Below are 23471 nucleotides of genomic sequence, written 5' to 3'. Positions count from 1 at the left end.
CACCAAGGACCGCGCGGCCGGGTACTTCACCACCGATCACCGGCAGTGGCAGGCGTTCGTGGCCGCCATCAAGGCCGACCGCTTCGCCTGAGCCGCGATCGGGGTCGTGAGCGCACGGTCCGGTTCGCCCTGGCACGTGCGCTCACGGCCTACAGACTCAAAGCACTACGCAATGCCTGGTCCACCCTGCTCATCGTCGACGGCGACAGGGCTCCCTCTTCGCGTGTCACTTCCGATTTGAAGATCGCCACGATGTCATCGCACAGCACAGCGCCGGTCCATGATGACTGCGGGTCGTCGATGGTGACGATGGTGTCCAGGTCCGGCTTGCGGCTGGTGGTCAGTCGTACGGCCAGGAAGTCGTCGAGTCGGCGATTGCGACGATTGTTGCTGACCACCAGGTAGTATTTTTCCCCGAGCTCCTCGTCGATGACAGCGGCGACGATGCGGCCACGAAGAACCTGTGGTGGTGGGCCACCGCTGCGGGTCACTCGTCACCCCGCTGAGCACGCGCGCGCCGCCGCGAGTACGTGGTCGCGCGACGCTCGGCGCGCTCCTCCTCGGTCATGGATTCGGCGAGCCGACGGTACCCCTCGTCCTGAGCTGTTTCCACGATCCGATCAAGACCGATGTGGAATGCGGTGCGCAGTACAGCGGCTTTGGTCGTGCCGACGTTCTCGGCGAGCTGGTTGAGGGCCCAGCGTTCCAGGCTGTGCGGGTTCATCAGCTTGTCGACGATCGTGGCATCGGACTCGGTGAGCGGAAGGCTTTCCCGGCGGACGGTTTCGGCGCTCATGCTACCCATGATGCCTCATAGGGCCGAGTCAACACAATGCAGCATTATGTGCATCGTTCAGATGCCTCACATCGCCGCACTGAGGTGTGACTCTTCGTTATCGAAAGTGCGACCGAATGTCACCTGCCGGCGCTACGATCACCGGCGACGCCGGACCCGATCGTGGAGCGCACTGTGAGCGTGGGGTTGCCCACCGAGAAGGACGCCGTCGAGTGGCCGCTGATCCGCCGGCTCGAAGCGATGGGCTGGACCCACCTGCCCGCGCTCACCGAAGAAGGCGCCCCGGTCGGGCGGGACTCGCTGCGTGACGTCGTCCTCGCGGGCAGGCTGCGCGCGGCGCTGCACCGGATCAACACCCTCGACGGGCAGCCGTGGCTGGACGACCACCGCATCTCCCAGGCCGCCAACGCCGTGCACCGGCCGACGGCGACCAACCTGTTGGGGACCATGCCGGACTACGAAGCGCGCAAGCAGCGGCTGGCTCACCTGGGCGCCCAACTCTGGTTGGGGTGAGCGCTTTTTCCTTCCCGCCGTTTGTCCTAATCGGCCACATTCGCTGATCCGTCCGCGCTACGCTTCTCGCCGGATTGATCATCGACAGCGAGAGGTCCCCGTTGGATCCTTACCAGTTCCTGGCGGATTTCGAGAACAAGACCACCCGGATGCAGCAGCAGCTCGAGCGGTCGCAGGAGGCGCTCGCCGGCGCGAGCAGCCGAGCCACCAGCGATGACGGCACCGTCACGGTCACCGTGGCGGGCGGGGGAAGCATCGAGTCGCTCGAGCTCGGACCGAAGGCGATGGAGCTCGGCCACACCAAGCTGGCGAGCACGATCATGGCCACGATCCGCCGGGCGCAGCAGCAGGCCGCGCGCGAGGTGCAGGAGAGCATGCGCCCGCTGCTGGGTGACGGCGAGGCGATGAACTTCCTCGGCGAGCAGGTCGAGGCCGGCATCGCCCGGCTGCAGCCGGACGAGGAGGAGTCCGGGCAGGACACCGGTTCGCGACGCGAGAGCGTCTCGGAGATGGATCTCGGCCACGACGACGGGGACGACGACTGGGACGGCGGTCACCGGCGCTTCGGAGGCACGCGATGAGTGGCGGCATCCACACCAACACCGACGCCATGGACGCCCACGGCAAGCACCTGGCCGGAGAGATCACCGCGGCCCTGGACAAGGCGCACGAGGCCGCTGCCTCGGTGGAGCTCGGACCGGACGTGATGGGGGTGCTCTGCCAGTTCTGGACCTCCATTTTCGAGGAAGAGCGTGCTTCCGCGGAGAGGTTGCTGGGACAGCTCCCGCAGTCGTTGGAAGACAGTGGGAACAAGGTGAAAGAAGCCGCCCAGGAGTTCCGGGACCGCGACGACGAGGCCGTCGCCAGATTCGAGGGGATGCGTTGATGGACGACCTGCAAGCCGACATCAAGGTCGAGGACAAGACGTTCACCGGCGCCGGCCCCTTGGACGGAGCCGAGGATTTCGCAGCCAATATCGAGAATGTCTTTCATCAGGGTGCCCAGGTCGATGAGACTCAACTGGCCATCGACGGTGCCGGTATGGCGTTGGATGCCGCCGGCTTCCTGACGGATCCTCTGGCCACGCTGGCGTCCTCCGTGGTCGGGTGGGTCATCGAGAACGTCGAGTGGGTTCGTGAACCGTTCGATGCCTTGGCGGGTGATCCGCCTGCGATCGAGGCCGCCGCCAATACGTGGAGCAATATCTCGAAGCATCTCGGTGAGGTGGCCGAACAGTACAAGAGTTCACTGACGCAGGTCACGGAGTGGCGAGGGCAGTCCGGGGCTGCGTATCGGGGATCGGCGTCCAACCTCTTCGAGCACATCAGGAATGCCGAAGTCGCTTCCAGCTCGGTCTCGAACAAGGTCAAGCTCGCCGGTGTTTTCGTCGCCTCCACTCGTGCACTGATCCGGGACCTGATTGCCGAGATGGTGGGCACGCTGATTGCCTGGGGTACTGCTGCGGCCGCGTCGAGCTGGTTCACGTTCGGCGGCTCCGTGGCCGCCTTCATCGCGCGAGCTGTGTCGAAAGCCGTCGAGATCGCGGGGCGAATCGCACAGCACTTGAAGAAGTTGTTCGCCGCTCTCGACAAGCTGGGCGGGCTGGCCAAGTCGTCTGCGGACACTCTGCGGAAGCGTGCCGACGACCTGGCGGCAACCAGCAGGAGTCGCTCCGACAGCGGGTTCGACGGTCGGCTCAAGATGAAGGAAGAGCACATGGCGGCCGAGGCACGTGCCAAGGCGGACAGCCGTGATGCACTCGGTGACTGGTTCCAGGGGCAGGGCCTGGATGCGCGAAACCAGCGGGTGGACGACGTCACGAACTCCGCCGATACTCGCGCGGAGAACATGCGAGCCACTGCCGACCGATGGGATGAGGAAGGCGGCCCTCTGGCCAATACCAGGCTCGGCAAGGTCGTCGACCAGACGGACACCCACCTGAACAAGAGCGCTTTCGACGGCGGGAACTGGGTCAGGGCAGCGACGGGCGACCTCGGCCAGCACAAGCCATCATTCAGTGATCTGGGCAATGTCAAGCCTTGGGTCGGTGATGCCGTGTCTGCGGGCAAGGAAGGGTTGAAGGAGTACAACAAGGCGTTCTGGCAAGAAGAGGGAAATCCTGAAGAGGGGCAGCCGTCGGAGAAACCCCACGAATCGAAAACCAGAGAGGTTCGGGGCGAACGTGACCAGTAGCACCGAAGCGGAAGATGCTGTACCGAGGGGAATTCGCCGCTGCTTGCGCAACGGCGGTATCTGCCTGCTGCTCGCACTGATCGACGGGTATGCGGCTCAACTCATGGCGGGAGAGAACGGTCTGCACAGTGCCGCATTCCGATATGCCGGGGTGGCGCTGGTGTTCCTGACGATGGGGCTGGCCATCGCCGGGCTCTGGCAGCTCGCACGGGGAGTGCACCTGTGGTGGAAGTCGAGGGTTCCCGAGTCCTCCACGCGGCGCGGATTCTCGCGATTCATGCTGGCCCTGAGAAGGGACCCGGGGAAACCGGCGCACAAATTGCCCCTGTGGCAACCCTTCACCTTGGCGGTGGTACTGACCTACGCGGCGTATTTCGACTACGGCGCCTTTCTGGCCAACAACCATTCGGACACCTCGCCTGCCGAGGGGCGTCTCGTGGTGGAGTCCTGCGAACCGAACTGGACCGTACTGGGACTGCGGTCCCGTTGCACCGGGACCATCACCCCGTTGGAAGGGCATTTCCAGCACGGCGAAAAAGTGCACTACGATGCGTGGTTCTCCCGGTTCGACCGGACGGACGTCGGTCGGACCGTCGACGTGTTCGACTCGTTCGAGGGGATTCGGGGGCGTACCTGGAAAGGGGTGACAGCGAACGAGCCGCCGATGCTCGCCGAGCTGCTGATCGGTGTGCTGGCGCTGTTCGCGTTCCTGTTCTGGTACCTCTTCCTGGCACGAGCTGTGGTGCGTGGTGTCGCGATCGCGGGCAACAAGGTACGAGGCCGTAGCAATGCCGAGGAGCAACCGGAGAGTACGGCGCCCGGCCCGGAGGCGACGGCAAGAACGACGGGCGAGCGAGTTGCTGCTCGGCCGCATATCTCCGGGAAGTCCCTCTGGCGGTCCTGGGGTGCTGCCGCAGTACTGGCCTATGCGACCTACTTCGGCTACGGGATGGTCATCGCCGGAGAGCACGGCGGCAGCGATATTCGATCGGTCAGCGGTCATCTCGTCCTGGAGTCGTGTGAGCCGAACTGGACGGTGCTGGGACTGCGCTCGTCCTGCAAGGGCATGGTCACTCCCAAGGAAGGATTCGAGGACCGGCCGAATCGCTACGGCAGGGAATTTTCGCAGTTCGGTGCGTCCGATGTCGGGAAACGGATCCCCGTGTATATGGGCAGTGGTAGCGAGTGGCAGCCCAAATACCGGCAGAGCACTCCGAGATGGCTGGGGATTCTCGTGCTCCCACTCGTGATCGGTGCGTTGATCACGACCTTCCGCAGCATCGTGCTCACCATCCTCGCCATCGGTGCTGCCCGGTCTCGATCGCAACGGAGTCCGTACAGCTCGCCCGACTCCACGACCGGGCAGTGAGTCGGTCCGGCCGATAGCGGTTCGGCTTTGCCTCCTGTGCACCGGCTCTCGTCGCCACCGGCGGAACACCGCCAGGCGGTGCCGATAGCTTGGTATTGCACGCATTCGCTGTCGCGACCGTTATCGCGTGGAACCGAACTTCTCAACCCGGCGCGGAGTCCGCACGTCTCCCAGGGTGTAAGGACGAACACCCGAGACGGGAAAGGGTGAGGACCATGAAGCTCCGTTCACCTCGGATGTTGATGGCAGGAACGGCCGCTGCGCTGGTGGTTCCGCTGGCCGGGTGGGGTGCGGGCACCGCGCTGCCCCAGGGTTCCGAGAACGCTCCGCCGGATCCTTCCGGACCGCCTTCTCACGCTGTGGCGCAGGCAAGCACCACGCAGACGGGCACCACGCAGGCACGGCCGAGTACGGACCGGCAGCACGCTGCCCGGCAGGCCACCAGCTCCCGGCAACAACCGGCCGCCCAGCAACCGCCCGCACGGAACCCGGCCACGCTGACCGGAATCGAGGTCAAGTCCGGCGACGACTCCTACGACCGGGTCGTCTTCCACTTCTCCGGCACCCAGGGCGGCAAGCGGTTGCCGGACGACACCCAGACATGGCTGGAGGACTACCCGCGCAGACCCGGATCCGGCAAACCGGTCGAGATGGAAGGCCAGCTCTTCCTCAAGACGAGTTTCTCGCCCGCGACCGCGAGCGCAAGCGTGCGGAAGGTCGTCGAGGCGGACCTGCCGAACGTGGCCGAGGTGCGCTACCTGGGCGGATTCGAGAAGGTCCAGGAAGCCGCGATCGGCGTGAACAGCTGCCACGGTGCTCCGGTGCGGCCCTGGTTCGAGGTCACCACCCGCAACAGCGCCGTCGTGGTCGACGTCGGCACGCCGAACTGCACCTCGGACGAGCCGGTGACCCGCGAGTGCGGCGACGTGGCGTTCACCCCGCAAAGCGACCACGGTGCTTTCGGCATCACCGCCACGGGCGTGGGCTGCGACAAGGCCCGGGATGTGGCCGCGGCCGCCGAGGGGAACCTCGGTGAGCCCTACGGCACGTCCGGCGGGTTCTCCTGCCGGGTCGAGCGGGACGACAGTGGTCAGATGACGAGCTACGACTACACCTGCACCCGTGCCGAGGCGACGGTCACCTTCAACGCGAGCTGACCGCAGCACAACCGCAGAACCGCTCACCCGGAGGGGACAGTCGAGAGATGCTGTCCCCTCCGGACGCGTTCAGAGCAGGTGAACAGGAGCATGCCGCGAGTAGACGATCGATCGGCGCGTTCCTCCTCGGACATGGACTCGACAATCCGGCGGTCTCTCTCATCGCGGACGTTTTCCACGGTCCGATCCGGACCGATGTGGAAAACGGTGCGCAGGGCAGCGTCCTTGGTCGCGCCGAGCCCTGTCGGCGATCACCCGACGGCCTGAGAGGTCAGTTGCTCGGAGAGCTCGCGGAGCCTCCTGCGCGCCTCGGCGTCGTAGGCCTGCTCGTGGGCGCGCGCTTCCTGCTGCCCGCTGAAGTACCGCCCGGTGACCCCGGCCAGTTCGGGATCGGTGACCAGCCGGTGTGTTGCCGCCACGCCCTCTTCCACCGAGGTCATCGCGCTTCCGTACCACCGCTGCGCCATCTTGGTGTCCATCAGCGACGCGGGATGCAGGCTGTTGATCGTGACCTCGTCGGCATTCAGCGCCTCGGCCAGGTCGAACGTGAACATCACCTGCGCGAGCTTGCTCTGCGTGTAGGCTCGCGAGGAGCTGTAGTCGCGTTCCAGCTGCACATCGTCGAAGTCGATCGCCTCCTGGGCGCCGGAGGCGACATTGACCACCCGCGCGGGAGCGGAGGAGCGCAGCAGCGGCAGCAGCCGGTGAGTCAGCAGATAATGCGCGAGGTGGTTGATCGCGAACCGCAGCTCGTAGCCGTCCTCGCTGATTTCCCGCGTGCCCTCCTCCGCGGGACCACCCCCGGCGCCTGCGTTGTTGACGAGAACGTCGAGCCGGCCGTGCTGCTCGCGCACCTCGTCGGCGAGCCGGCGTACCTCGGCCAGCGAGGCGAGATTCGCGACGTGATAGGGGAGACGGTCGCTGCCCGTCGCCTCCTGGATCTCCTGCACCGTGGACTCGCAACGCTCACTGCTGCGCCCGTGCAGCACCACACCGGCGCCCTCGGAGGCGAGCCGCTCGGCGAGTTTCCTGCCCAGCCCGCTCGTCGAGCCGGTGATGAACACGACCTGCCCGTCGGCACTGGTCATGGCCTGCGCCTCCCGTCCTTCGGATCCGAGTTCAGCCGCTGCGCCGGAGCCTACCCAGGCGCGCACGGGTATGCGCGGTCACGGAATCACGGTGACGAGTGCCCGCCCGGTTGCTCCGGGGCGCGCTCGGTCGGCAAGGCACCGCAGCCATCCACCGGATCGATGCCGAGCCGTAGCGGCGAAGTGGTCTTTCGTGCCGGGCGGGATGGGTATCGTCGGGTGATCGTCGAAACACCAGTGAGGACAGCGATGCCCAGCAGCACCACCCCGGCCCGGCAGGATCTCCGGTTCGTCGAGGCGGACGAGCCGATCCGGGAGCCGATCACGAAATTCGGCGGCCAGCCGGTCTGGCTGGACGGTCCGATGTGGCCGCTGTCGGCCGAGTCCGGCAGACCGATGCGGTTCCTCGGGCAGATCCGGTTGCTCGGAGACCCGGTGCGGCTCGCCTACCTGTTCCTCACCGAGAACTTCGACGAGGACGACGTCACGGACACCTCCGAGCCGCGTGGGGGCGAGAACGCTTTCTTCGCGCAACCGGGTGAGCCCGCCGAATTCCACCGGGTCGCGGGCATTCGCAGCGGCCCGACGTTCGGCCCGGACCACCGTGTCGAGCTCACTCCGCATCCGGCGGCTTCCGAAGCGAACGGCGCCGACGACGTGAACGACTTCGCCAGCAGGCTGTGGGGAACCCCGCGCTGGCTGCAGGACGAGGAAACCCCGGACGAACCCGGCACCTGGAGGTTCGTGCTGCAGCTGGACAGCACCGACGACCTGCCGTTCGACGTGAGCTTCGGCGAGGACGGCGTGGGCTACGCCTTCCTCGACGAGAACACCGGACAGGGGCGTTTCTGCTGGCAGTGCGAGTAAGGAGCGGTTTCACCCGGAGGTCTGCAGGGGCCCTCACGGCCAGGGGCCGAGGTCGGGGAACGTCCCGTCGCAGGCCGGCTTCTCCTGAGGGGTGCGGCCGGCCATCCAGCAGGCGATGGTGTGGACCGGTCCGCGCACGGTTCCGGTGGAGCCGTCGCCGAACGTCCAGGTCCGGGACAGATCGCCGGGAACCAGCAGCACGTCGCTGCCCTCCAACCGCGGGGCGAGGAAATCGAGGGCGTGCTCGCAGAACTCCGGCGACCAGAACTCCTCGGTGCGGCCCAGGGCGAGGTCGACGGTGTGGATCTCGTTCTCCCGCCACCGGCACAGCAACAGGTCGTGCACCGTGCCGTTGCGGAACCGGACCGACCGTTGCCAATCCCGCTCGGCCAGCGAATCCCAGGTGATCTCCAGCTCCGACTGCGCGGAGGTGAGCAGCTCGACGAGGGCAGTGGCATCCAGTGCCGAGTCCCGCTCGATCGCCGAGTCGCGATCGCCGTCGGGATAGGGCTCGACGAGTTCTCCTCGCAACGCGTGCCTGGTCACCCGCGTGAGCATCCGGGCGTTGTGCGCGAGATGGGCGACCACGTGCGCGCGGGACCAGCCGGGCAGCCGGGACGACTGCCGGAGTTCGGCCGTTTCCAGTTCGCCGACCTGGTCCAGCAGGTGGTGGTGTCCGCCGCGGACCCGGTCGAGGATCGTCGGAGCCATGGCTTCCGGATCTTTCCCCACCCGGTCGGACGCGGCAAGGGTGAGCACCGCACAAGGGATCAAAGCCGGTTCGTAGAATTCCCCCCGTGACACAGACCAGCGCAGCAGCCCAGCCCCGTGAACTCCCGTCGACCTGGAATCCGGCCGACGTAGAGGCCGAGCTGTACCAGCGCTGGCTGGACAGGGGCTACTTCACCGCCGACGCGCACAGTGACAAGCCCCCGTTCTCGCTCGTCATCCCGCCCCCCAACGTGACCGGCAGCCTGCACATCGGCCACGCCTACGAGCACACCCTGATGGATCTGCTCACGCGGCGCCGCCGGATGCAGGGTTACGAGGCGCTGTGGCTGCCCGGCATGGACCACGCCAGCATCGCCGTGCAGGCCCTGGTCGAGCGGCAGCTTCGCGAGGAGGGCATCGACCACCGCGAGCTCGGCCGCGAGGGCTTCCTCGAACGGGTGTGGCAGTGGAAGGAGCAGCACGGCGGGGCGATCCTGTCCCAGATGCGCCGTCTGGGCGACGGCGTGGACTGGACCCGCGAGCGCTTCACCATGGACCAGGGCTTGTCGCGGGCGGTCCAGACGATCTTCAAGCAGCTCTATGACGACGGCCTGATCTACCGCGCCGAGCGGCTGGTCAACTGGTCACCCGAAATGCGCACGGCGATCTCGGACATCGAGGTCGAGCACCGGGAGGTCGAGGGCGAGCTCGTCTCCATGCGCTACGGCAGGGGCGAGAACGCGATCGAGGTGGCCACCACCCGTGTCGAGACCATGCTCGGCGACACCGCCGTGGCGGTGCATCCCGACGACGAGCGCTACGAGCATCTGGTCGGCACCGAGATCGAGTTGCCGCTGACCGGCCGCACGATTCCGGTCGTCGCCGACTCGCACGTCGACCCCGAGTTCGGCAGCGGCGCGGTCAAGGTGACCCCGGCCCACGACCCCAACGACTTCGAGATCGGCAGGCGCCACGACCTGCCGATGCCCACGATCATGGACGAGACCGGCCACATCGCGGGCACCGGCACCGCCTTCGACGGCATGGATCGTTTCGAGGCGCGCGTGGCGGTGCGCGAGGCGCTGCGCGAGCAGGGCCGGATCGTGGCCGAGAAGCGTCCCTACGTCCACAGCGTCGGACACAGCTCCCGCTCCAAGGAGCCGATCGAACCGCGACTGTCGCTGCAGTGGTTCGTCAAGGTCGGCCCGCTGGCCCAGGCCGCAGGCGACGCCGTGCGCGACGGCCGGGTCGCGGTGCACCCCCCGGAGATGGCCAAGCGCTACTTCGACTGGATCGACAACCTGCACGACTGGGCGATCTCGCGGCAGATGTGGTGGGGCCACCGGATCCCGATCTGGTACGGGCCGGACGGGCAGGTCGTCTGCGTCGGCCCGGACGAACAGCCGCCCACCGGTGAGGGCTGGCGCCAGGACGAGGACGTGCTCGACACGTGGTTCTCCTCGGGCCTGTGGCCGTTCTCCACGATGGGCTGGCCCGACGACACCGCCGACCTGCGCAAGTTTTACCCGACCAGTGTGCTGGTCACCGGCTACGACATCCTGTTCTTCTGGGTCGCCCGGATGATGATGCTCGGGCTGTACGCGATGAAGGACCGTGACCCGAGCCGTGCTGTGCCGTTCAACGTCATCGCCCTGCACGGCATCGTCCGGGACCCGCACGGCAAGAAGATGTCGAAGTCGGCGGGCAACACGGTCGACCCGTTGCAGTGGATCGACGACTACGGCACCGACGCGCTGCGGTTCACGCTGGCCCGCGGCGCCAACCCCGGTGCCGACGCGCCGATGAGCGAGGAGTGGGTTGCGGGATCGCGCAGTTTCGTGACGAAGCTGTTCAACGCCACCAAGTTCGCGCTGGGCAAGGAAGCCTTCGTGCCCCGGGCGCTGCCGGACCGCGCCGAGCTGACCGACGCCGACCGCTGGGTCCTGGACCGCACCGACGCGCTCACCGCCGACGTGGAGGAACTTCTGGAGGACTTCCAGTTCGCCAAGTCCACCGAGGCGCTGTACCACTTCACCTGGGACGAGTTCTGCGACTGGTACGTGGAGCTGTCGAAGGTGCAGCTCGACGAGGGTGGCCGGCGCGCCGAGAACACCCGCGCGGTGCTCGGGCACGTCCTGGACGTGCTGCTGCGGCTGCTGCACCCGACGATCCCGTTCGTCACCGAGGCGCTGTGGACGGCGCTGACCGGACGGGAATCCGTGGTCGTCGCGGACTGGCCGAGCCCGACGGGTGGGCAGACCGACGAGGGAGCCGCCGAGCGGATCTCCGCGGTGCGCAAGCTGATCACCGAGATCCGCCGGTTCCGGTCGGACCAGGGCCTCAAACCCGGCCAGAAGGTCGCCGCCAATCTCGACGGAATCCCGGCCGCGGGCCTGGCCGAGCATGTCCCGGCGGTGCGAAGCCTGGCCAAGATCACCGAGCCGGGGGAGGGCTTCACCGCCTCGGCCTCGATCGAGGTGGGGCTCGCCCCGGGCGACGTGACCGTCGAGCTCGACCTGTCCGGTGCCATCGACATCGCCGCGGAGCGCAAGCGTCTGGCCAAGGACCTCGCGGCGGCGGAAAAGGAACTGGACGGCACGGACAAGAAGCTCAACAATCCCTCGTTCACCGACAAGGCCCCGGCCGAGGTGGTGGACAAGATCCGGTCGCGGCGGGAAGCCGCCCAGGCCGACATCGAGCGCATCAACGCCCGATTGGAGTCGCTGCCGCAGGCGTGAGCGGTTGTGAGTGAACGGAACTTTCACCCGTGTAGAAGTAACGAAAGTTCCGTTCACTCCGCTCGCAGGCCGCCCGGCGGTGCAAGCCGCGGAGCAGCGTGGACGTAGACTTGCGCCCACGTCACCACGATGTTGCGTGCAGGAGAGTGAACACACGTGCCCGACACCGATCCCGGCGCGCTTCACGAGCTTCGGGTGGTCGAGGCCGAGCTGAACGAGCGCTGGCCCGAGACCAAGATCGACCCGACGCTGGAGCGCGTCCAGGCGCTGACCGACCTGCTGGCCGAACCGCAGCGCGGTTATCCCGTCGTGCACGTGGCCGGAACCAACGGCAAGTCCTCGACCTCGCGCATGATCGACGCCCTGCTGAGCCGCCGGGGCCTGCGGGTCGGCCGCTACACCAGCCCGCACCTGCAGCTGGCCACCGAGCGCATCAGCATCGACGGCGCCCCGATCAGCCCGTCCGGCTATGTCGAGGCCTACCGCGACGTCGCGCCTTATGTGTCCCTCGTGGACTCCCGCAGCGAGGTCGCGATGAGCAAGTTCGAGGTGCTGACCGGGATGGCGCTGGCGGCGTTCGCCGAGGCTCCCGTGGAGGCCGCCGTGCTGGAGGTCGGGCTCGGCGGCCGCTGGGATGCCACCAATGTCGCCGATGCCCAGGTGGCGGTGCTGTGTCCCGTTTCGGTGGACCACGCCGAGTACCTCGGTTCGGACATCGCCGGGATCGCGGCCGAGAAGGCCGGGGTCATCAAGCAGGACTCGGTGGTGGTGCTCGCCTCCCAACCCGCCGAGGCGGAGCGGGTGATCATGGAGCGGATCGCCGAGGTCGGGGCCACCGTGGCTCGGGAGGGCCACGAGTTCGGGGTGCTGGAACGCACCGTGGCCGTCGGTGGCCAGATGCTGCGCCTGCAGGGCCTGAGCGGTGTCTACGACGAGATCTTCCTGCCCGTGCACGGCGAGCACCAGGCCCGCAATGCGGCACTCGCGCTGGCTGCCGTGGAAGCGTTCTTCGGCGCGGGAGCCGAACACCGCCTCGACGCCGACACGGTCGGGGAAGCCTTCGCCGGAGTCATCACGCCCGGCAGGCTCGAGCGTGTGCGTGCCGCTCCCGCGGTCCTCGTGGACGCCGCGCACAATCCCCAGGGTGCGCGGGCACTGGGGAGCGCGGTGAATGCCGAGTTCTCCTTCCGGCGCCTGGTGGGGGTGGTGAGCATCATGGCCGACAAGGACGCGCGCGGAATCCTGGCCGAGCTGGAGCCCGTCGTCGAGAACCTGGTGATCACGCGGAACTCCTCACCCCGCGCCATGGATCCGGACGAGCTCGCCGGGCTGGCCGTCGAGCTGTTCGGGCAGGAGCGGATCGATGTCGAGCCCCGGCTCGACGATGCGGTGGAGGCGGCGATCGGGATGGCCGAGGAAACCTCCGAGCCCGGTGAGGCGATCTCCGGCGGCGGTGTGGTGATCACGGGTTCGGTGGTCACCGCCGGGGAGGCACGGGCACTGTTCGGCAAGGATCCGGTATGAGTGCCGCGACCGAGGAGCCCGAACCGCAGGAGGACGGCAGGACCTTCCGGGGAGCTCAGGGACTGCCCACACCACCCCCGGAGGTGCGGGACCCGTGGAAGGGGCTCCGGGGGGTCATGGCGGGCACGCTGGTCCTGGAATTCATCGTGTTCGGTTTGGCCCTGCCGGTGGTCTGGCAGCTCGGGGCCGGGGTTTCCAGCATCGGCTTCATCGTCGTCGCGGCACTGGCCGTGCTCAACCTGTTGGCGGCGTTCGTGCAGCGCCGGCCATGGGGGCTGTGGGTGGCGCTGGCTCTGCAGGCCGGGCTGATCGCCTGCTTCATCGTGCATCCGGCCATCGGTCTGATGGGACTGATTTTCGCCGGCATCTGGGGATACATGCTCTACCTGCGCCGCGATGTGGCCAAGCGCATGCGCGAAGGCCGCCTGGCCGACCAGCTCGGCCATCCTCCCGGGCACCCGCCGCAAGAGTGATCTTCACTCGATTGAGAACTGTGCATCATGATGCACCGGTCGTATGCTCGTATGCATGAGTACGAGAACGACGATCACCATTGACGAGGACCTGCTCGACGAACTCAAGATGCGCGCGGCTGCGGAGCACACGACCGTCAGCGCGCTGATCGAACAGGATGTGCGCTTTGCGCAGCTTCGCCGTTCCGAGACGGCGACTCGGGAGGCTCCGCGTTTCGCGTTGCCCACCTTCGATCTCGGAGAGCCCAAGCCGGGAGTGGATCTGACGAACAACGCGGCCCTGTTGGAATTCCTGGAGGGCGAGGAGTGATCGCCTGTGACGTCAATGTCCTGCTGAATGCGCAGAACGTTGCTCTGCCGGATCAGCCCGCATATTCCCGTTGGCTGGAGGATGCTCTCAACGGACCGACACCGGTGGGAATCCCGTCGATGGTGTTCAGCGGGTACTTGCGCATCGTGACCAACCCGAAGGCGTTCTCTCGCACGCTGTCGCCGGAGCATGCTCTGGAGATCGTTGCCACGCTCCGTACCGCGCCGGCTTTCGTGCCGGTGGAACCCGGTCGGCGCCACTGGGAGATCTTCACCGAGCTGTGCCGCAAGGCCGATGCCAAGGGCAACCTCGTTCCCGACGCGTACCTCGCCGCCATCGCCATCGAGCACGGCTGCGAGTGGATCACCGCCGACCGCGGGTTCGCCCGTTATCCCGGACTCCGCTGGCGCCACCCCCTGGACTGATTGCTGTGGGGGTCGGTTTGGCCGTTTCAGGACGCCGGATAAGCGACGTCAGCCGCTTTCGCTCGCGTGCGCAACCGGCACCGCTGCGGGTTCTCCGGCACAGCCTCGCGAGGACAGTCCCGACGTGATGTAGTGACTACCTGATGTCGGGGCTACCGCAGCGAGGCGCAGCCGGAGGTTCCGCCACCCGCACCGCCACGCAAGTCCATCCGCGCACTCTCTAACCCATGGTGATCACGGCGCGGCCCTGAATCTCCCCGCGGTCCAGTGCGTCGTAGGCCTCCTGCACCTGATCGAAGCCGTAGCGGCGGCTGATCGAGTCCTGCGGCCGCAGCAGGCCGCGCGCCACGAGATCGAGCAGCACCGGCATGTCACGCCGGGGCTTGGCGCCGTAGGAACCTTTGACCTGCAACTTTCGCCGGGCGATGGTGCCGAGGTCGAGTGTGCCGGTGGTGCCGGAGGGGGCGATGCCGACCACCACGATCTGCCCGCCCTCGACCACCGAATCCCGGGCGATGTCGAAGGTCTTCTCCCCGCCCAGGGCCTCGAAAGCCACGTCGACGCCGCGCCCACCGGTGATCTCGCGGACCGCCGCGGCGGCATCCACCTCGGCGGAGTTGACCGTGCTGGTGGCACCGAGCTTGCGGGCACCGTCGAGCTTCTCGTCGCTGATGTCCACGGCGATGATCTCGGCGGCGCCGAACACCGCGGCGAGCTGGATCAACGCCGAGCCGACACCGCCGGCGGCGACCACGGCCACGGTGTCGCCCACGCGCACGTCCGCCGCATGCCGCAGCGCCCCGTACGCGGTCATCGTCGAGCAGCCCACCGAGGCGACATCGGCCAGTTCCACGCCGTCGGGGACCCGGTACACCGAGGTGGTGGGGGTGACCGCGCGTTCGGCGAGTCCACCCATCGAGTACATCCACACCGGCTCCCCGCCCGGCCGGTACAGCCGGGTGTCGTCGTCGTAGAGCCGGCCCTTGGCCCGGTTGTAGGCGAAGAAGTCCAGGCAGATCTCCTCGTTGCCGCTCGCGCACTGGGCGCACCGGCCGCAGGGCATGATGAAGCTGGTGACCACCCGGTCGCCGACGGACAGTCCGGTCACTTCCGGTCCGACCTCGGAGATCAGGCCGGCGACCTCGTGGCCGAGGACTCCGGGAGTGGGGAAGGGCAGTTCGCCCTTGAGCACGTGCAGGTCCGAATGGCACGCGCCGCACGAGGTGACGTCGATGGCCACCTCGCCCGCTCGGGGGCGGGGGTCGGTCAGTTCCTCGATCCGCAGCGGTTCGTTCGCGGCGGTGTGTACGGCAGCGCGCATGCGGCTCTCCTCACCACGGTGCTTGTCGCGAGGTGGTACTCGTCCGACCGGTCGGTATGACCGACTGTGAAGCTATCGCGGTGAGCCCGCGCACACCAGACCCACGAGCTCTTTCACGTCCGAGTGATATTCCGGAGTAGGTGTTGAAGCAGTATCACTCTTGCTCGTATGCGCATGGCGGAGAAGGGTCAGGTCACGATCCCGATCGAAATGCGGGAGCAGCTCGGCCTCATGCCCGGCGACGAGATCGAGTTCCACCGGTGGAACTCATCGTGCCGGAAGATTGAAAGCCCCGCCCCGGGTTTGCCCCCGCCTCGGCCGCGCGGCCTGCCTCGATACGCTGGAAGTCCAATCGGGCGCAGACGGCAGGTACGGATCGTGCGCCCCGGCACGGAAGGAGATACGCCCGTGAGTGAGCGCACTCTGGTTCTCGTCAAACCCGATGGGGTCGAGCGCGGCCTGGTCGGTGAGGTGATCAGCCGGATCGAACGCAAAGGGCTGAAGCTGGCCGCCATGGACCTGCGGCAGGTCGATCGCAAGCTTGCCGAGCAGCACTACGCCGAGCACGACGGCAAGCCGTTCTTCGAATCCCTGCTGGAGTTCATCACCTCCGGCCCGGTTCTGGCGGCCGTGGTCGAGGGTCCCCGGGCGATCTCGGCGTTCCGCCAGATCGCCGGCGGTACCGATCCGGTGGACAAGGCCGAGGCGGGCAGTCTGCGTGGGGACTACGCCCTGGAGGTCCAGTACAACCTGGTGCACGGTTCGGACTCGCCCGAGTCCGCCGAGCGCGAACTCAAGCTGTGGTTCCCGGACCTGCAGGCATGAGTGAGCTCGAGTTCATCAGCGGGCCGCACCGGGTGGACGATCCCCACCCGGACCTGCCGCAGGCACTCGCCGACCTGCTGGGGCGGGCGACCGTCGCCGGCGGGGCGACGGGCTTCACCGCGACCACCGAGCTGGACACCATCACCGCGGCGGCGCGGCGAATCGTCGACGACCTTTCGCAGCGCCCGAAACCTCGGCATGTGCTGACGGCGGGACAGGAGCGCACCCTGGCCGGAGCCGTGGTGCTGCGCCCGGGAAAGCTGCCCGTGCAGCGGCACCGGGGCGAGATCGAGTGGTTGCTGGTCGACCCGGAGCTGCAGGGGCAGGGCTTGGAACAGCAGCTGCTGGATGCCGCCGCCGTACAGGCTCGGGCTCTGGGGCTGACCCAGCTTTCCCTGTCCACGCGCTCGGGGCAGGGCCTGGAGGATTTCTACGCGGACCGAGGATGGGTCGAGCGCGGGCGCTGGCCCGGTTCATTGCACGTGAGCGAGAACGATCACCGCGATCAGGTCTGGTTCACCCTCGACCTCTGACAGCGTGCGGGTGGGGCGATGGTCGCCGACATCGCCCCACCCGGTCGCCGTCGCCTGCACCGCGCGAAGGGCGCCGTTTACCCTGAAACGGTGCCTGTGGAGTCCGTATTCGACCGCTTGGAACCGCTCCTGCCGCGCGTGTCCAAACCCGTGCAATACGTGGGCGGCGAGCTCAACGCCACCCTCAAGGACTGGGACGAGGCCAGTGTGCGCTGGGCTCTCATGTACCCGGACGCCTACGAGGTCGGCCTGCCCAACCAGGGCGTCATGATCCTGTACGAGATCCTCAACGAGCTGCCCGACGTCCTCGCCGAACGCACCTACTCGGTGTGGCCGGACCTCGAAGCGCTGATGCGCGAGCACGGTGTCCCACAATTCACGGTCGACAACCACCGGCCGGTGGGCGCTTTCGACGTGCTGGGGGTCAGCTTCGCCACCGAGCTCGGCTACACCAACCTGCTCGGCGCGCTGGACCTCGCGGGGATTCCGCTGCACGCCGCCGACCGCACCGGCGAGCATCCCGTCGTGCTGGCCGGAGGCCACGCGGCGTTCAACCCCGAACCGGTCGCCGATTTCGTCGATGCCGTCGTGCTCGGTGACGGCGAGGAAGCCGTCCTGGAGATCACCGAGGTGATCCGGGACTGGAAGGCCGAGGGGCAGCCCGGCGGGCGCGAGGAGCTCCTGCTGCGCCTGACCGACAGTGGTGTCTACGTCCCGAGGTTCTACGACGTGCGCTACCTGCCCGACGGGCGGATCGGTGAGGTCGTGCCGAACCGTGATCGGGCTCCGTACCGGGTGTTCAAGCGCACCACCACCGATCTCGACGAGTGGCCGTACCCGAAGAAGCCGCTGGTCCCGCTGGCCGAGACCGTGCACGAGCGGATGAGCGTGGAGATCTTCCGCGGCTGCACACGCGGTTGCCGCTTCTGCCAGGCGGGCATGATCACCCGGCCGGTGCGGGAGCGGTCGATCGAGGGGATCGGCGAGATGGTGCAGAACGGGCTGGAGGCCACCGGCTTCGAGGAGGTGGGCCTGCTGTCGTTGAGCTCGGCGGACCATTCGGAGATCGGCGACATCACCAAGGGGCTGGCCGATCGCTACGAGGGCACCAACACCGGGCTGTCGTTGCCTTCGACCAGGGTGGATGCCTTCAATGTCGACCTCGCCAACGAGCTTTCCCGCAACGGGCGGCGCTCCGGGCTGACCTTCGCTCCCGAAGGCGGCAGCGAGCGCATCCGCCGCGTCATCAACAAGATGGTCTCCGAACAGGACCTGATCAGCACCGTTTCGATGGCGTACGCCAACGGCTGGCGCCAGGTGAAGCTGTATTTCATGTGCGGTCTGCCCACCGAGACCGACGAGGACGTGCTGCAGATCGCCGCGATGGCCAAGGAGGTCATCCGCGCAGGCCGCAAGGCCGCCGGGCGCAACGACATCCGGTGCACCATCTCCATCGGCGGGTTCGTGCCCAAGCCGCACACCCCGTTCCAGTGGGCTTCCCAGTGCGATCCGGACACCGTTGACCAGCGCTTGCGCAAGCTCCGCAAGACCATCAGTGCCGATCGGCGGCTCGGGCGCAGCATCGGTGTGCGCTATCACGACGGCAAGCCTTCCCTGATCGAGGGATTGCTCTCGCGGGGCGACCGCCGGATCGGGCGCGTGATCGAGCGCGTGTGGCGCGAAGGTGGCCGCTTCGACGGTTGGAACGAGTACTTCTCGTTCGACCGCTGGGTGGAATGCGCGCAGGCCGAGCTGGAGCCCTCGGGGGTGGACCTGGACTGGTTCACCACTCGCGAGCGGGACCCCGACGAGGTGCTGCCGTGGGACCATCTCGACTCGGGGCTGGACAAGGAATGGCTCTGGACGGACTGGCAGGACGCCCTCGACGCACGAGAGCAGGACGACTGCCGGTGGACGCCGTGCTTCGACTGCGGGGTGTGCCCGACGATGGGGACGGACATCGAGGTCGGCCCTTCCGGCAGGACACTGCTGCCCATCACTCCGGCGTGAGCCGGACCCGGCCCGTTACTGTGGAATGCGCAAGGCAAACCCGGCGGCAGGCCCGGATCACCGGGAAACGCGTCGACGAGTCCGGGAGGGCGGTTTGAGTCGACAGGACAGCGGGCCGGCCGGTCGCGGGGAGAGCCGTCGACACGGCCCGGCCTCGTCCGCGGCTGCGTTCAAGGTGCGGGTGCGCTACGCCAAGCGCGGGCGTCTGCGGTTCACCTCGCATCGCGATTTCGCTCGCACCTTCGAGCGGGCACTGCGCCGGGCGGGAATACCGATGGCGCATTCGCAGGGTTTCAGCCCGCGTCCGAAGGTATCGTGGGCAGGGGCTGTACCCACCGGAGCGGCCAGCGAGGCCGAATACGTCGAGCTGCAGCCGGCCGACCGTGTCGACCCGGAGCTCGTGCGGGCACGTCTGGATGCCGCACTGCCCGAGGGCTTCGACCTGCTGGAAGCGGTGGAGGCCGGGGCGGGGACGTTGTCCGACCGGCTCGAGGCCAGCCGCTGGCGGATCGAGTTGCCCGGGGTGAGCGCGGCCGAACTGGACGAGGCCGTGGCGCGTCTGATGGCTGCGGAGACCGTCGAGGTCGAGCGGATGACCAAGAACGGGCGGCGCACCTTCGATGCACGAGCTGCCGTGGTGTGTGCTGAAGCACAGGAGGGTATCCCCACCGGCAAGGAAAAGCGCAATGTGGAAATGACTGCACTGCGTGATCGAATATCTCCATGTGACCCCCATCCGGACGATTGGCCGAAAGACCGGGGAGCATATGGGATACTCGTGACGGTCGTACGGCAGGTAACGCCGGTTGTACGACCCGACGACGTACTGAGCGCTCTTCAGGTCGTCGCCGATCTGGCCCCGCCGGCGCTCGCGAGAGCGACCCGGTTGGAGCAAGGCCGGCTCGACGATTCCGGAGGGATCGCCGACCCGTTGGCCCCGGACAGGGCAGCGGCCGGAGTCCGGCGGGAAGAACCCGCAGCCGGGTGACGGACGTCGGCGCGGACGCCGTCGGACCCGCCGTGAGACTTCCCGGGCGCCGTTCCGGGGCGGAGGGACAGACAAAGAATTACCGCCACCCTGTGGTGGAGAACACAGTACGTACGGACCCCTGTGTGGCCGCGTCCCGCGAGGACGCGCCCGGGGGGCGGAGGAGTTGAATGTTGAACATGGACACGCCTGCTGGGAATACCAGTGGGCAATCGACCACACCCTCGGCCGAGGAGCACACTCGTACCGAGGGTGCCGGACAAGAGACGTTCGAATTGCCCGCGAAGCTGCGGGTGCATGCCTTGGCCAAACTTCTGGGGGGAAGCAGCCGCGAGGTCATCGCGACGCTGAACACCCTCGGCGAGTCGGTGCGCAGCGCGCAGTCGAACATCAGTCGCGATGTGGCACTGAAGGTCGTGCGGGCGTTGCGCCCCGAGCAGATCGAGGAGCCGGAGGAACAGCAGGCCGCCGGTGCGGCCGATACCGCGCAGGCCCCGGCGACGACCGAGAACGCGGTCCCCGAGGCTTCCCCGTCCGGGACGGACGACTCCGAGGTTTCCCCCGCCGAGGCCTCCGAGACCGGAGTGGGCGAGACCGGGCTGCTCTTCGGTAACGGTGATCAGCCGCAGTCGCGTCCGCAGACGCAGGCCCCGGCGTGGACCGCCCCGCAAGCGATGTTCCTGGCGCCCGAGCCGCAGGCGGCTCCTCCCGCACCGCCGGAGCCGGAGGAGAGCGTGGCTGATTCGGCGGAGGCACCCGCCGAAGAAGCGGACGAGACCGAGGAGGAAACCGCCGAGGACGGTGACCGCTCGGGCCGCCGCCGTCGTCGCCGCGGCCGGCGAGGACGTGGCCGGGGCCGCGGAGGCGACGGCGAGCAGTCCGAGGCCGGCGAGACGGCCACCGAGAAGGAGTCTGCCGAGGACGACACGGGGAAAACCGACCAGGCCGACAAAGACGGCAAGGGGACTCGCCCGGGCAAGAAGGACAAGAAGAGCAAGGGCGGCGACGCCTCGCGCAAGGCCGATACGGCGGACAAGAAGGGCAAGCCCGCGGCAGCCGATACCGAGACGACTGCCGAGGAGAGCTCGTCGGAGCAGACCGGCGCGACCGACCTCGAGGAGGAGTCCGGTGAGGTCGCGCCGAACCGGCGCAGGCGGCGCAGGCGGCGTAAGAGTTCCGGTGAGGGCGACGGCAACACCCGCGAGGACGACCCGCCGAACACGGTCGTGCACGTCCGCGAGGCCGCGGCCGAAAGCGGGCGTCAGGACAGCGGCGAGGACGAGGTTCGCGCGATCAAGGGATCGACTCGGCTGGAAGCCAAGCGCCAGCGCCGCCGCGACGGCCGCGACGCCGGCCGTCGCCGTGCGCCGGTGCTGTCGGAGTCGGAGTTCCTCGCCCGGCGTGAGTCGGTGGACCGCAGGATGGTCGTGCGCGAGCAGGGTGATCAGACCCAGGTCGCCGTGCTGGAGGACGGCGTTCTGGCCGAGAACTTCGTGACCTCGGCGGGCAGCGGCTCGCTGGTCGGCAATGTCTACCTGGGGCGCGTACAGAACGTACTGCCGAGCATGGAGGCGGCGTTCGTCGACATCGGCCGTGGTCGCAACGCGGTGCTCTATGCCGGTGAAGTGGACTGGGATGCCGCGGGCCTGGCAGGCAAGGCCCGACGGATCGAGCAGGCGCTGTCGACGGGTGACAGCGTGCTCGTGCAGGTCACCAAGGATCCGATGGGGCACAAGGGCGCTCGGCTGACCACCCAGATCAGTCTCCCGGGCCGGTTTCTGGTCTACGTGCCCGGCGGTAGTGCGACGGGGATCAGTCGCAAGTTGCCGGACAACGAGCGCAAGCGGCTCAAGGAGATCCTGAAGCGGATCGTGCCGGAAGATGCCGGCGTGATCATCCGAACCGCTTCCGAGGGCATCAGCGAACAGGCCCTGGAGCACGACGTGCGCCGCCTGCAGGCCCAGTGGGACATCGTCAAGGACAAGGCCGAGGCACCGAAGGCGCAGTCGCCGCAGCTGCTCTACGAGGAACCCGACCTGCTCATCAAGGTCGTTCGGGACCTGTTCACCGAGGACTTCTCCTCGCTGACGATCCAGGGCGACGATGCGTGGGACACCATCGAGGCCTACGTGCAGCATGTCGCCCCGGACCTCGTCTCCCGGCTGAGCAAGCATGTCGGCACCGGCGACGTGTTCTCCGAGCAGCGGATCGACGAGCAGATCACCAAGGCACTCGACCGGAAGGTCTGGTTGCCTTCCGGGGGACACCTGGTCATCGACCGCACCGAGGCCATGACGGTGATCGACGTCAACACGGGCAAGTTCACCGGTTCGGGAGGAAATCTCGAGGAGACCGTCACCCGGAACAACCTGGAGGCGGCCGAGGAGATCGTGCGGCAGCTGAGGCTGCGCGACATCGGCGGCATCATCGTGATCGACTTCATCGACATGGTGTTGGAATCCAACCGGGACCTGGTGCTGCGTCGGTTGACCGAATGCCTGGGCAGGGACCGCACCCGGCATCAGGTTGCGGAGGTGACCTCGCTGGGTCTGGTGCAGATGACCCGCAAGAGGGTCGGCACCGGTCTGCTGGAGGCCTACAGCAGCACCTGCGAGCACTGCCGGGGTCGAGGCCTGCTCGTGTCGACGGAGCCTGTCCACCACCATTCCCATCGCGGCAATCACTCCGGAAACGGCAATCACTCCGGAAACGGCAATGGTGGCGGCGGGTCGCGGCGAAGCCGCCAGCGTGGCAAGGGATCGCAGCAGGAAACCTCGGCCGAGTCCGGTGGACGGTCCGAACGAACCAAGACTTCCCAGTCTGCGCAGAAGGAGCCCGCACCGGCGAAACCCGCGCAGGAAAAGCCTGCCCGGGAAGAGTCGGCCAGGGAAGAGCCGGCGCGAGAAGCGCCCGCCCGGGAAGAGCCCGCGCGCGTGGAGGCGAAGCCCGCGGCACCGGCCGCTTCGGTGAACGAGCAGGCCGAAAGCAACGACGGTGGTCGCGGCTCCGAAGCCGTCGGTGCCCCCGAGCAGGCTCCCGAGAGGACCGGAGCGGCGACGCGGGAAACCACCGAAGCGGACTCGGGAGGGGAATCCACGCCTGCGGCATCGCCGGCGTCGGGTGACAACCGCACGAAGCGGCGCAAGGTCAGTCGCCCCGCCGGGAGTGCGGGAGTCGCTCCGACACCGGTGGTGGTCACACCGTCTCCTTCCCGGGAGGAGCCCGCTGCCGCGCCGAGCCCGCAGCCGGCTCCGGCCACGGTCGCTCGCAGGTCCGCCCGCCGTGCGGCGGGGCGGCCCGCCGGTCCGCCCGTGGAACCCCCGCAGAGCTGAGTTCGTACACAGCCAAAGCCGAGTTCACGACAGCCGTGTGTCTTCGACAGTGACATGACGCCGAAGACGCACGGCTGTACGTGTCTGTGCCTGTGCTTGAACACGCCGGTGAATGAGTACGTTCCGTGAGCAAATCCGTGAATCGGATTCGTGCCGGTGGCGCCTGTCACAGCGTTTTCGCTGGCCTTCCCTTACAGTTACCCGCTGGTAGGCGTAATGCAGGTCACTCTGAGTGTCGAACGCTGTCCACGGGGGCCAGGGCGGCGTTGTTCGCTCCGTCGATTGTGAAAAGTCCAGG

Annotated in this window: 22 protein-coding genes and 1 pseudogene; 18 read left to right on the top strand and 5 right to left on the bottom strand. The window is 67.7% G+C overall.

Features of this window, described 5'->3' with window-relative positions; translation table 11 throughout:
• Positions 1 to 149: 149 nt before the first annotated feature.
• The gene (locus DFQ14_RS06565) at positions 150 to 491 is read right to left on the bottom strand and encodes a type II toxin-antitoxin system PemK/MazF family toxin (protein WP_114452220.1); all 342 of its coding nucleotides are present in this window, start codon (positions 489 to 491) and stop codon (positions 150 to 152) included.
• Positions 488 to 796: a hypothetical protein gene (locus tag DFQ14_RS06560; protein ID WP_114452219.1), complete on the bottom strand. Its 309-nt coding sequence runs from the start codon at positions 794 to 796 to the stop codon at positions 488 to 490. Before DFQ14_RS06560 ends, DFQ14_RS06565 begins: the two co-directional genes overlap by 4 nt.
• A 174-nt stretch (positions 797 to 970) precedes the next feature.
• Between DFQ14_RS06560 and DFQ14_RS06555 the strand changes: the two genes are divergently transcribed.
• The 6 genes from DFQ14_RS06555 to DFQ14_RS06530 all read left to right on the top strand — a co-directional run bounded on the left by DFQ14_RS06555 (position 971) and on the right by DFQ14_RS06530 (position 6028).
• Positions 971 to 1309: a hypothetical protein gene (locus DFQ14_RS06555; protein WP_114452218.1), complete on the top strand. Its 339-nt coding sequence runs from the start codon at positions 971 to 973 to the stop codon at positions 1307 to 1309.
• Positions 1310 to 1383: 74 nt separating this feature from the next.
• On the top strand, positions 1384 to 1890 hold the full coding sequence (locus tag DFQ14_RS06550) for a YbaB/EbfC family nucleoid-associated protein (protein WP_141921357.1): 507 nt from the start codon (positions 1384 to 1386) through the stop codon (positions 1888 to 1890).
• A complete protein-coding gene (locus DFQ14_RS06545) occupies positions 1887 to 2195 on the top strand; it encodes a hypothetical protein (RefSeq protein ID WP_114452216.1) in 309 nt (102 codons plus the stop codon). Before DFQ14_RS06550 ends, DFQ14_RS06545 begins: the two co-directional genes overlap by 4 nt.
• Complete coding sequence (locus DFQ14_RS06540; RefSeq protein ID WP_114452215.1) at positions 2195 to 3502, top strand: WXG100-like domain-containing protein; 1308 nt, start codon at positions 2195 to 2197, stop codon at positions 3500 to 3502. Before DFQ14_RS06545 ends, DFQ14_RS06540 begins: the two co-directional genes overlap by 1 nt.
• Positions 3492 to 4871: a hypothetical protein gene (locus DFQ14_RS06535; RefSeq protein WP_141921358.1), complete on the top strand. Its 1380-nt coding sequence runs from the start codon at positions 3492 to 3494 to the stop codon at positions 4869 to 4871. The genes DFQ14_RS06540 and DFQ14_RS06535 overlap by 11 nt, the downstream gene beginning before the upstream one ends.
• 215 nt (positions 4872 to 5086) lie before the next feature.
• Positions 5087 to 6028: an AMIN-like domain-containing (lipo)protein gene (locus DFQ14_RS06530; protein ID WP_141921359.1), complete on the top strand. Its 942-nt coding sequence runs from the start codon at positions 5087 to 5089 to the stop codon at positions 6026 to 6028.
• Between the two features lie 251 nt (positions 6029 to 6279).
• Here the strand turns inward: DFQ14_RS06530 and DFQ14_RS06525 are convergent, their stop codons facing one another.
• Complete coding sequence (locus DFQ14_RS06525) at positions 6280 to 7116, bottom strand: SDR family NAD(P)-dependent oxidoreductase (RefSeq protein ID WP_114452212.1); 837 nt, start codon at positions 7114 to 7116, stop codon at positions 6280 to 6282.
• Positions 7117 to 7365: 249 nt separating this feature from the next.
• Here DFQ14_RS06525 and DFQ14_RS06520 point away from each other — a divergent pair, with 249 nt between their 5' ends.
• A complete protein-coding gene (locus tag DFQ14_RS06520; protein WP_114452211.1) occupies positions 7366 to 7983 on the top strand; it encodes a YwqG family protein in 618 nt (205 codons plus the stop codon).
• Positions 7984 to 8016: 33 nt separating this feature from the next.
• On the opposite strand, the gene DFQ14_RS06515 is transcribed toward DFQ14_RS06520, so the two are convergent.
• Positions 8017 to 8694, bottom strand: a complete 678-nt coding sequence (locus DFQ14_RS06515) for a maleylpyruvate isomerase family mycothiol-dependent enzyme (RefSeq protein ID WP_114452463.1) — start codon at positions 8692 to 8694, stop codon at positions 8017 to 8019.
• An 86-nt stretch (positions 8695 to 8780) separates the two neighbouring features.
• On the opposite strand from DFQ14_RS06515, the gene DFQ14_RS06510 reads away from it, so the two are divergent.
• The 5 genes from DFQ14_RS06510 (at position 8781) to DFQ14_RS06490 (ending at position 14164) form a co-directional block, all read left to right on the top strand.
• Positions 8781 to 11432 (top strand): valine--tRNA ligase, encoded by a 2652-nt coding sequence (locus tag DFQ14_RS06510; RefSeq protein WP_114452210.1) that lies wholly within the window; start codon positions 8781 to 8783, stop codon positions 11430 to 11432.
• 156 nt (positions 11433 to 11588) lie between these two features.
• Complete coding sequence (gene folC, locus DFQ14_RS06505; RefSeq protein WP_114452209.1) at positions 11589 to 12956, top strand: bifunctional tetrahydrofolate synthase/dihydrofolate synthase; 1368 nt, start codon at positions 11589 to 11591, stop codon at positions 12954 to 12956.
• Positions 12953 to 13429: a DUF4233 domain-containing protein gene (locus DFQ14_RS06500; protein ID WP_114452208.1), complete on the top strand. Its 477-nt coding sequence runs from the start codon at positions 12953 to 12955 to the stop codon at positions 13427 to 13429. Before folC ends, DFQ14_RS06500 begins: the two co-directional genes overlap by 4 nt.
• A 55-nt stretch (positions 13430 to 13484) precedes the next feature.
• Positions 13485 to 13739, top strand: a complete 255-nt coding sequence (locus tag DFQ14_RS06495) for a ribbon-helix-helix protein, CopG family (protein WP_158546664.1) — start codon at positions 13485 to 13487, stop codon at positions 13737 to 13739.
• On the top strand, positions 13736 to 14164 hold the full coding sequence (locus DFQ14_RS06490) for a type II toxin-antitoxin system VapC family toxin (protein ID WP_114452206.1): 429 nt from the start codon (positions 13736 to 13738) through the stop codon (positions 14162 to 14164). The genes DFQ14_RS06495 and DFQ14_RS06490 overlap by 4 nt, the downstream gene beginning before the upstream one ends.
• Before the next feature lie 220 nt (positions 14165 to 14384).
• Here DFQ14_RS06490 and DFQ14_RS06485 read toward each other — a convergent pair whose 3' ends face one another.
• Complete coding sequence (locus tag DFQ14_RS06485) at positions 14385 to 15485, bottom strand: zinc-binding dehydrogenase (protein WP_114452205.1); 1101 nt, start codon at positions 15483 to 15485, stop codon at positions 14385 to 14387.
• Between the two features lie 168 nt (positions 15486 to 15653).
• On the opposite strand from DFQ14_RS06485, the pseudogene DFQ14_RS22610 reads away from it, so the two are divergent.
• The 6 genes and pseudogenes from DFQ14_RS22610 to DFQ14_RS06460 all read left to right on the top strand — a co-directional run.
• Positions 15654 to 15734: pseudogene (locus DFQ14_RS22610) on the top strand (AbrB/MazE/SpoVT family DNA-binding domain-containing protein); the annotation flags it as partial.
• 159 nt (positions 15735 to 15893) lie between these two features.
• On the top strand, positions 15894 to 16310 hold the full coding sequence (gene ndk / locus DFQ14_RS22225; protein WP_170206367.1) for a nucleoside-diphosphate kinase: 417 nt from the start codon (positions 15894 to 15896) through the stop codon (positions 16308 to 16310).
• On the top strand, positions 16307 to 16843 hold the full coding sequence (locus DFQ14_RS06475; RefSeq protein WP_114452203.1) for a GNAT family N-acetyltransferase: 537 nt from the start codon (positions 16307 to 16309) through the stop codon (positions 16841 to 16843). The genes ndk and DFQ14_RS06475 overlap by 4 nt, the downstream gene beginning before the upstream one ends.
• A gap of 90 nt (positions 16844 to 16933) precedes the next feature.
• Entirely contained in the window at positions 16934 to 18853 is a 1920-nt protein-coding gene (locus DFQ14_RS06470) for a TIGR03960 family B12-binding radical SAM protein (RefSeq protein ID WP_246195690.1), read from the top strand.
• 94 nt (positions 18854 to 18947) lie between these two features.
• Entirely contained in the window at positions 18948 to 19841 is an 894-nt protein-coding gene (locus DFQ14_RS06465) for a TIGR03936 family radical SAM-associated protein (protein ID WP_420810139.1), read from the top strand.
• 170 nt (positions 19842 to 20011) lie between these two features.
• A complete protein-coding gene (locus DFQ14_RS06460) occupies positions 20012 to 23173 on the top strand; it encodes a translation initiation factor IF-2 N-terminal domain-containing protein (protein ID WP_114452200.1) in 3162 nt (1053 codons plus the stop codon).
• Positions 23174 to 23471: the final 298 nt, after the last annotated feature.

Source organism: Halopolyspora algeriensis (assembly GCF_003337235.1).
Lineage (GTDB): Bacteria > Actinomycetota > Actinomycetes > Mycobacteriales > Pseudonocardiaceae > Haloactinomyces > Haloactinomyces algeriensis.
The sequence above is the reverse complement of the archived record's forward strand: the minus strand, read 5'-3'. Positions and strand labels throughout refer to the sequence as shown.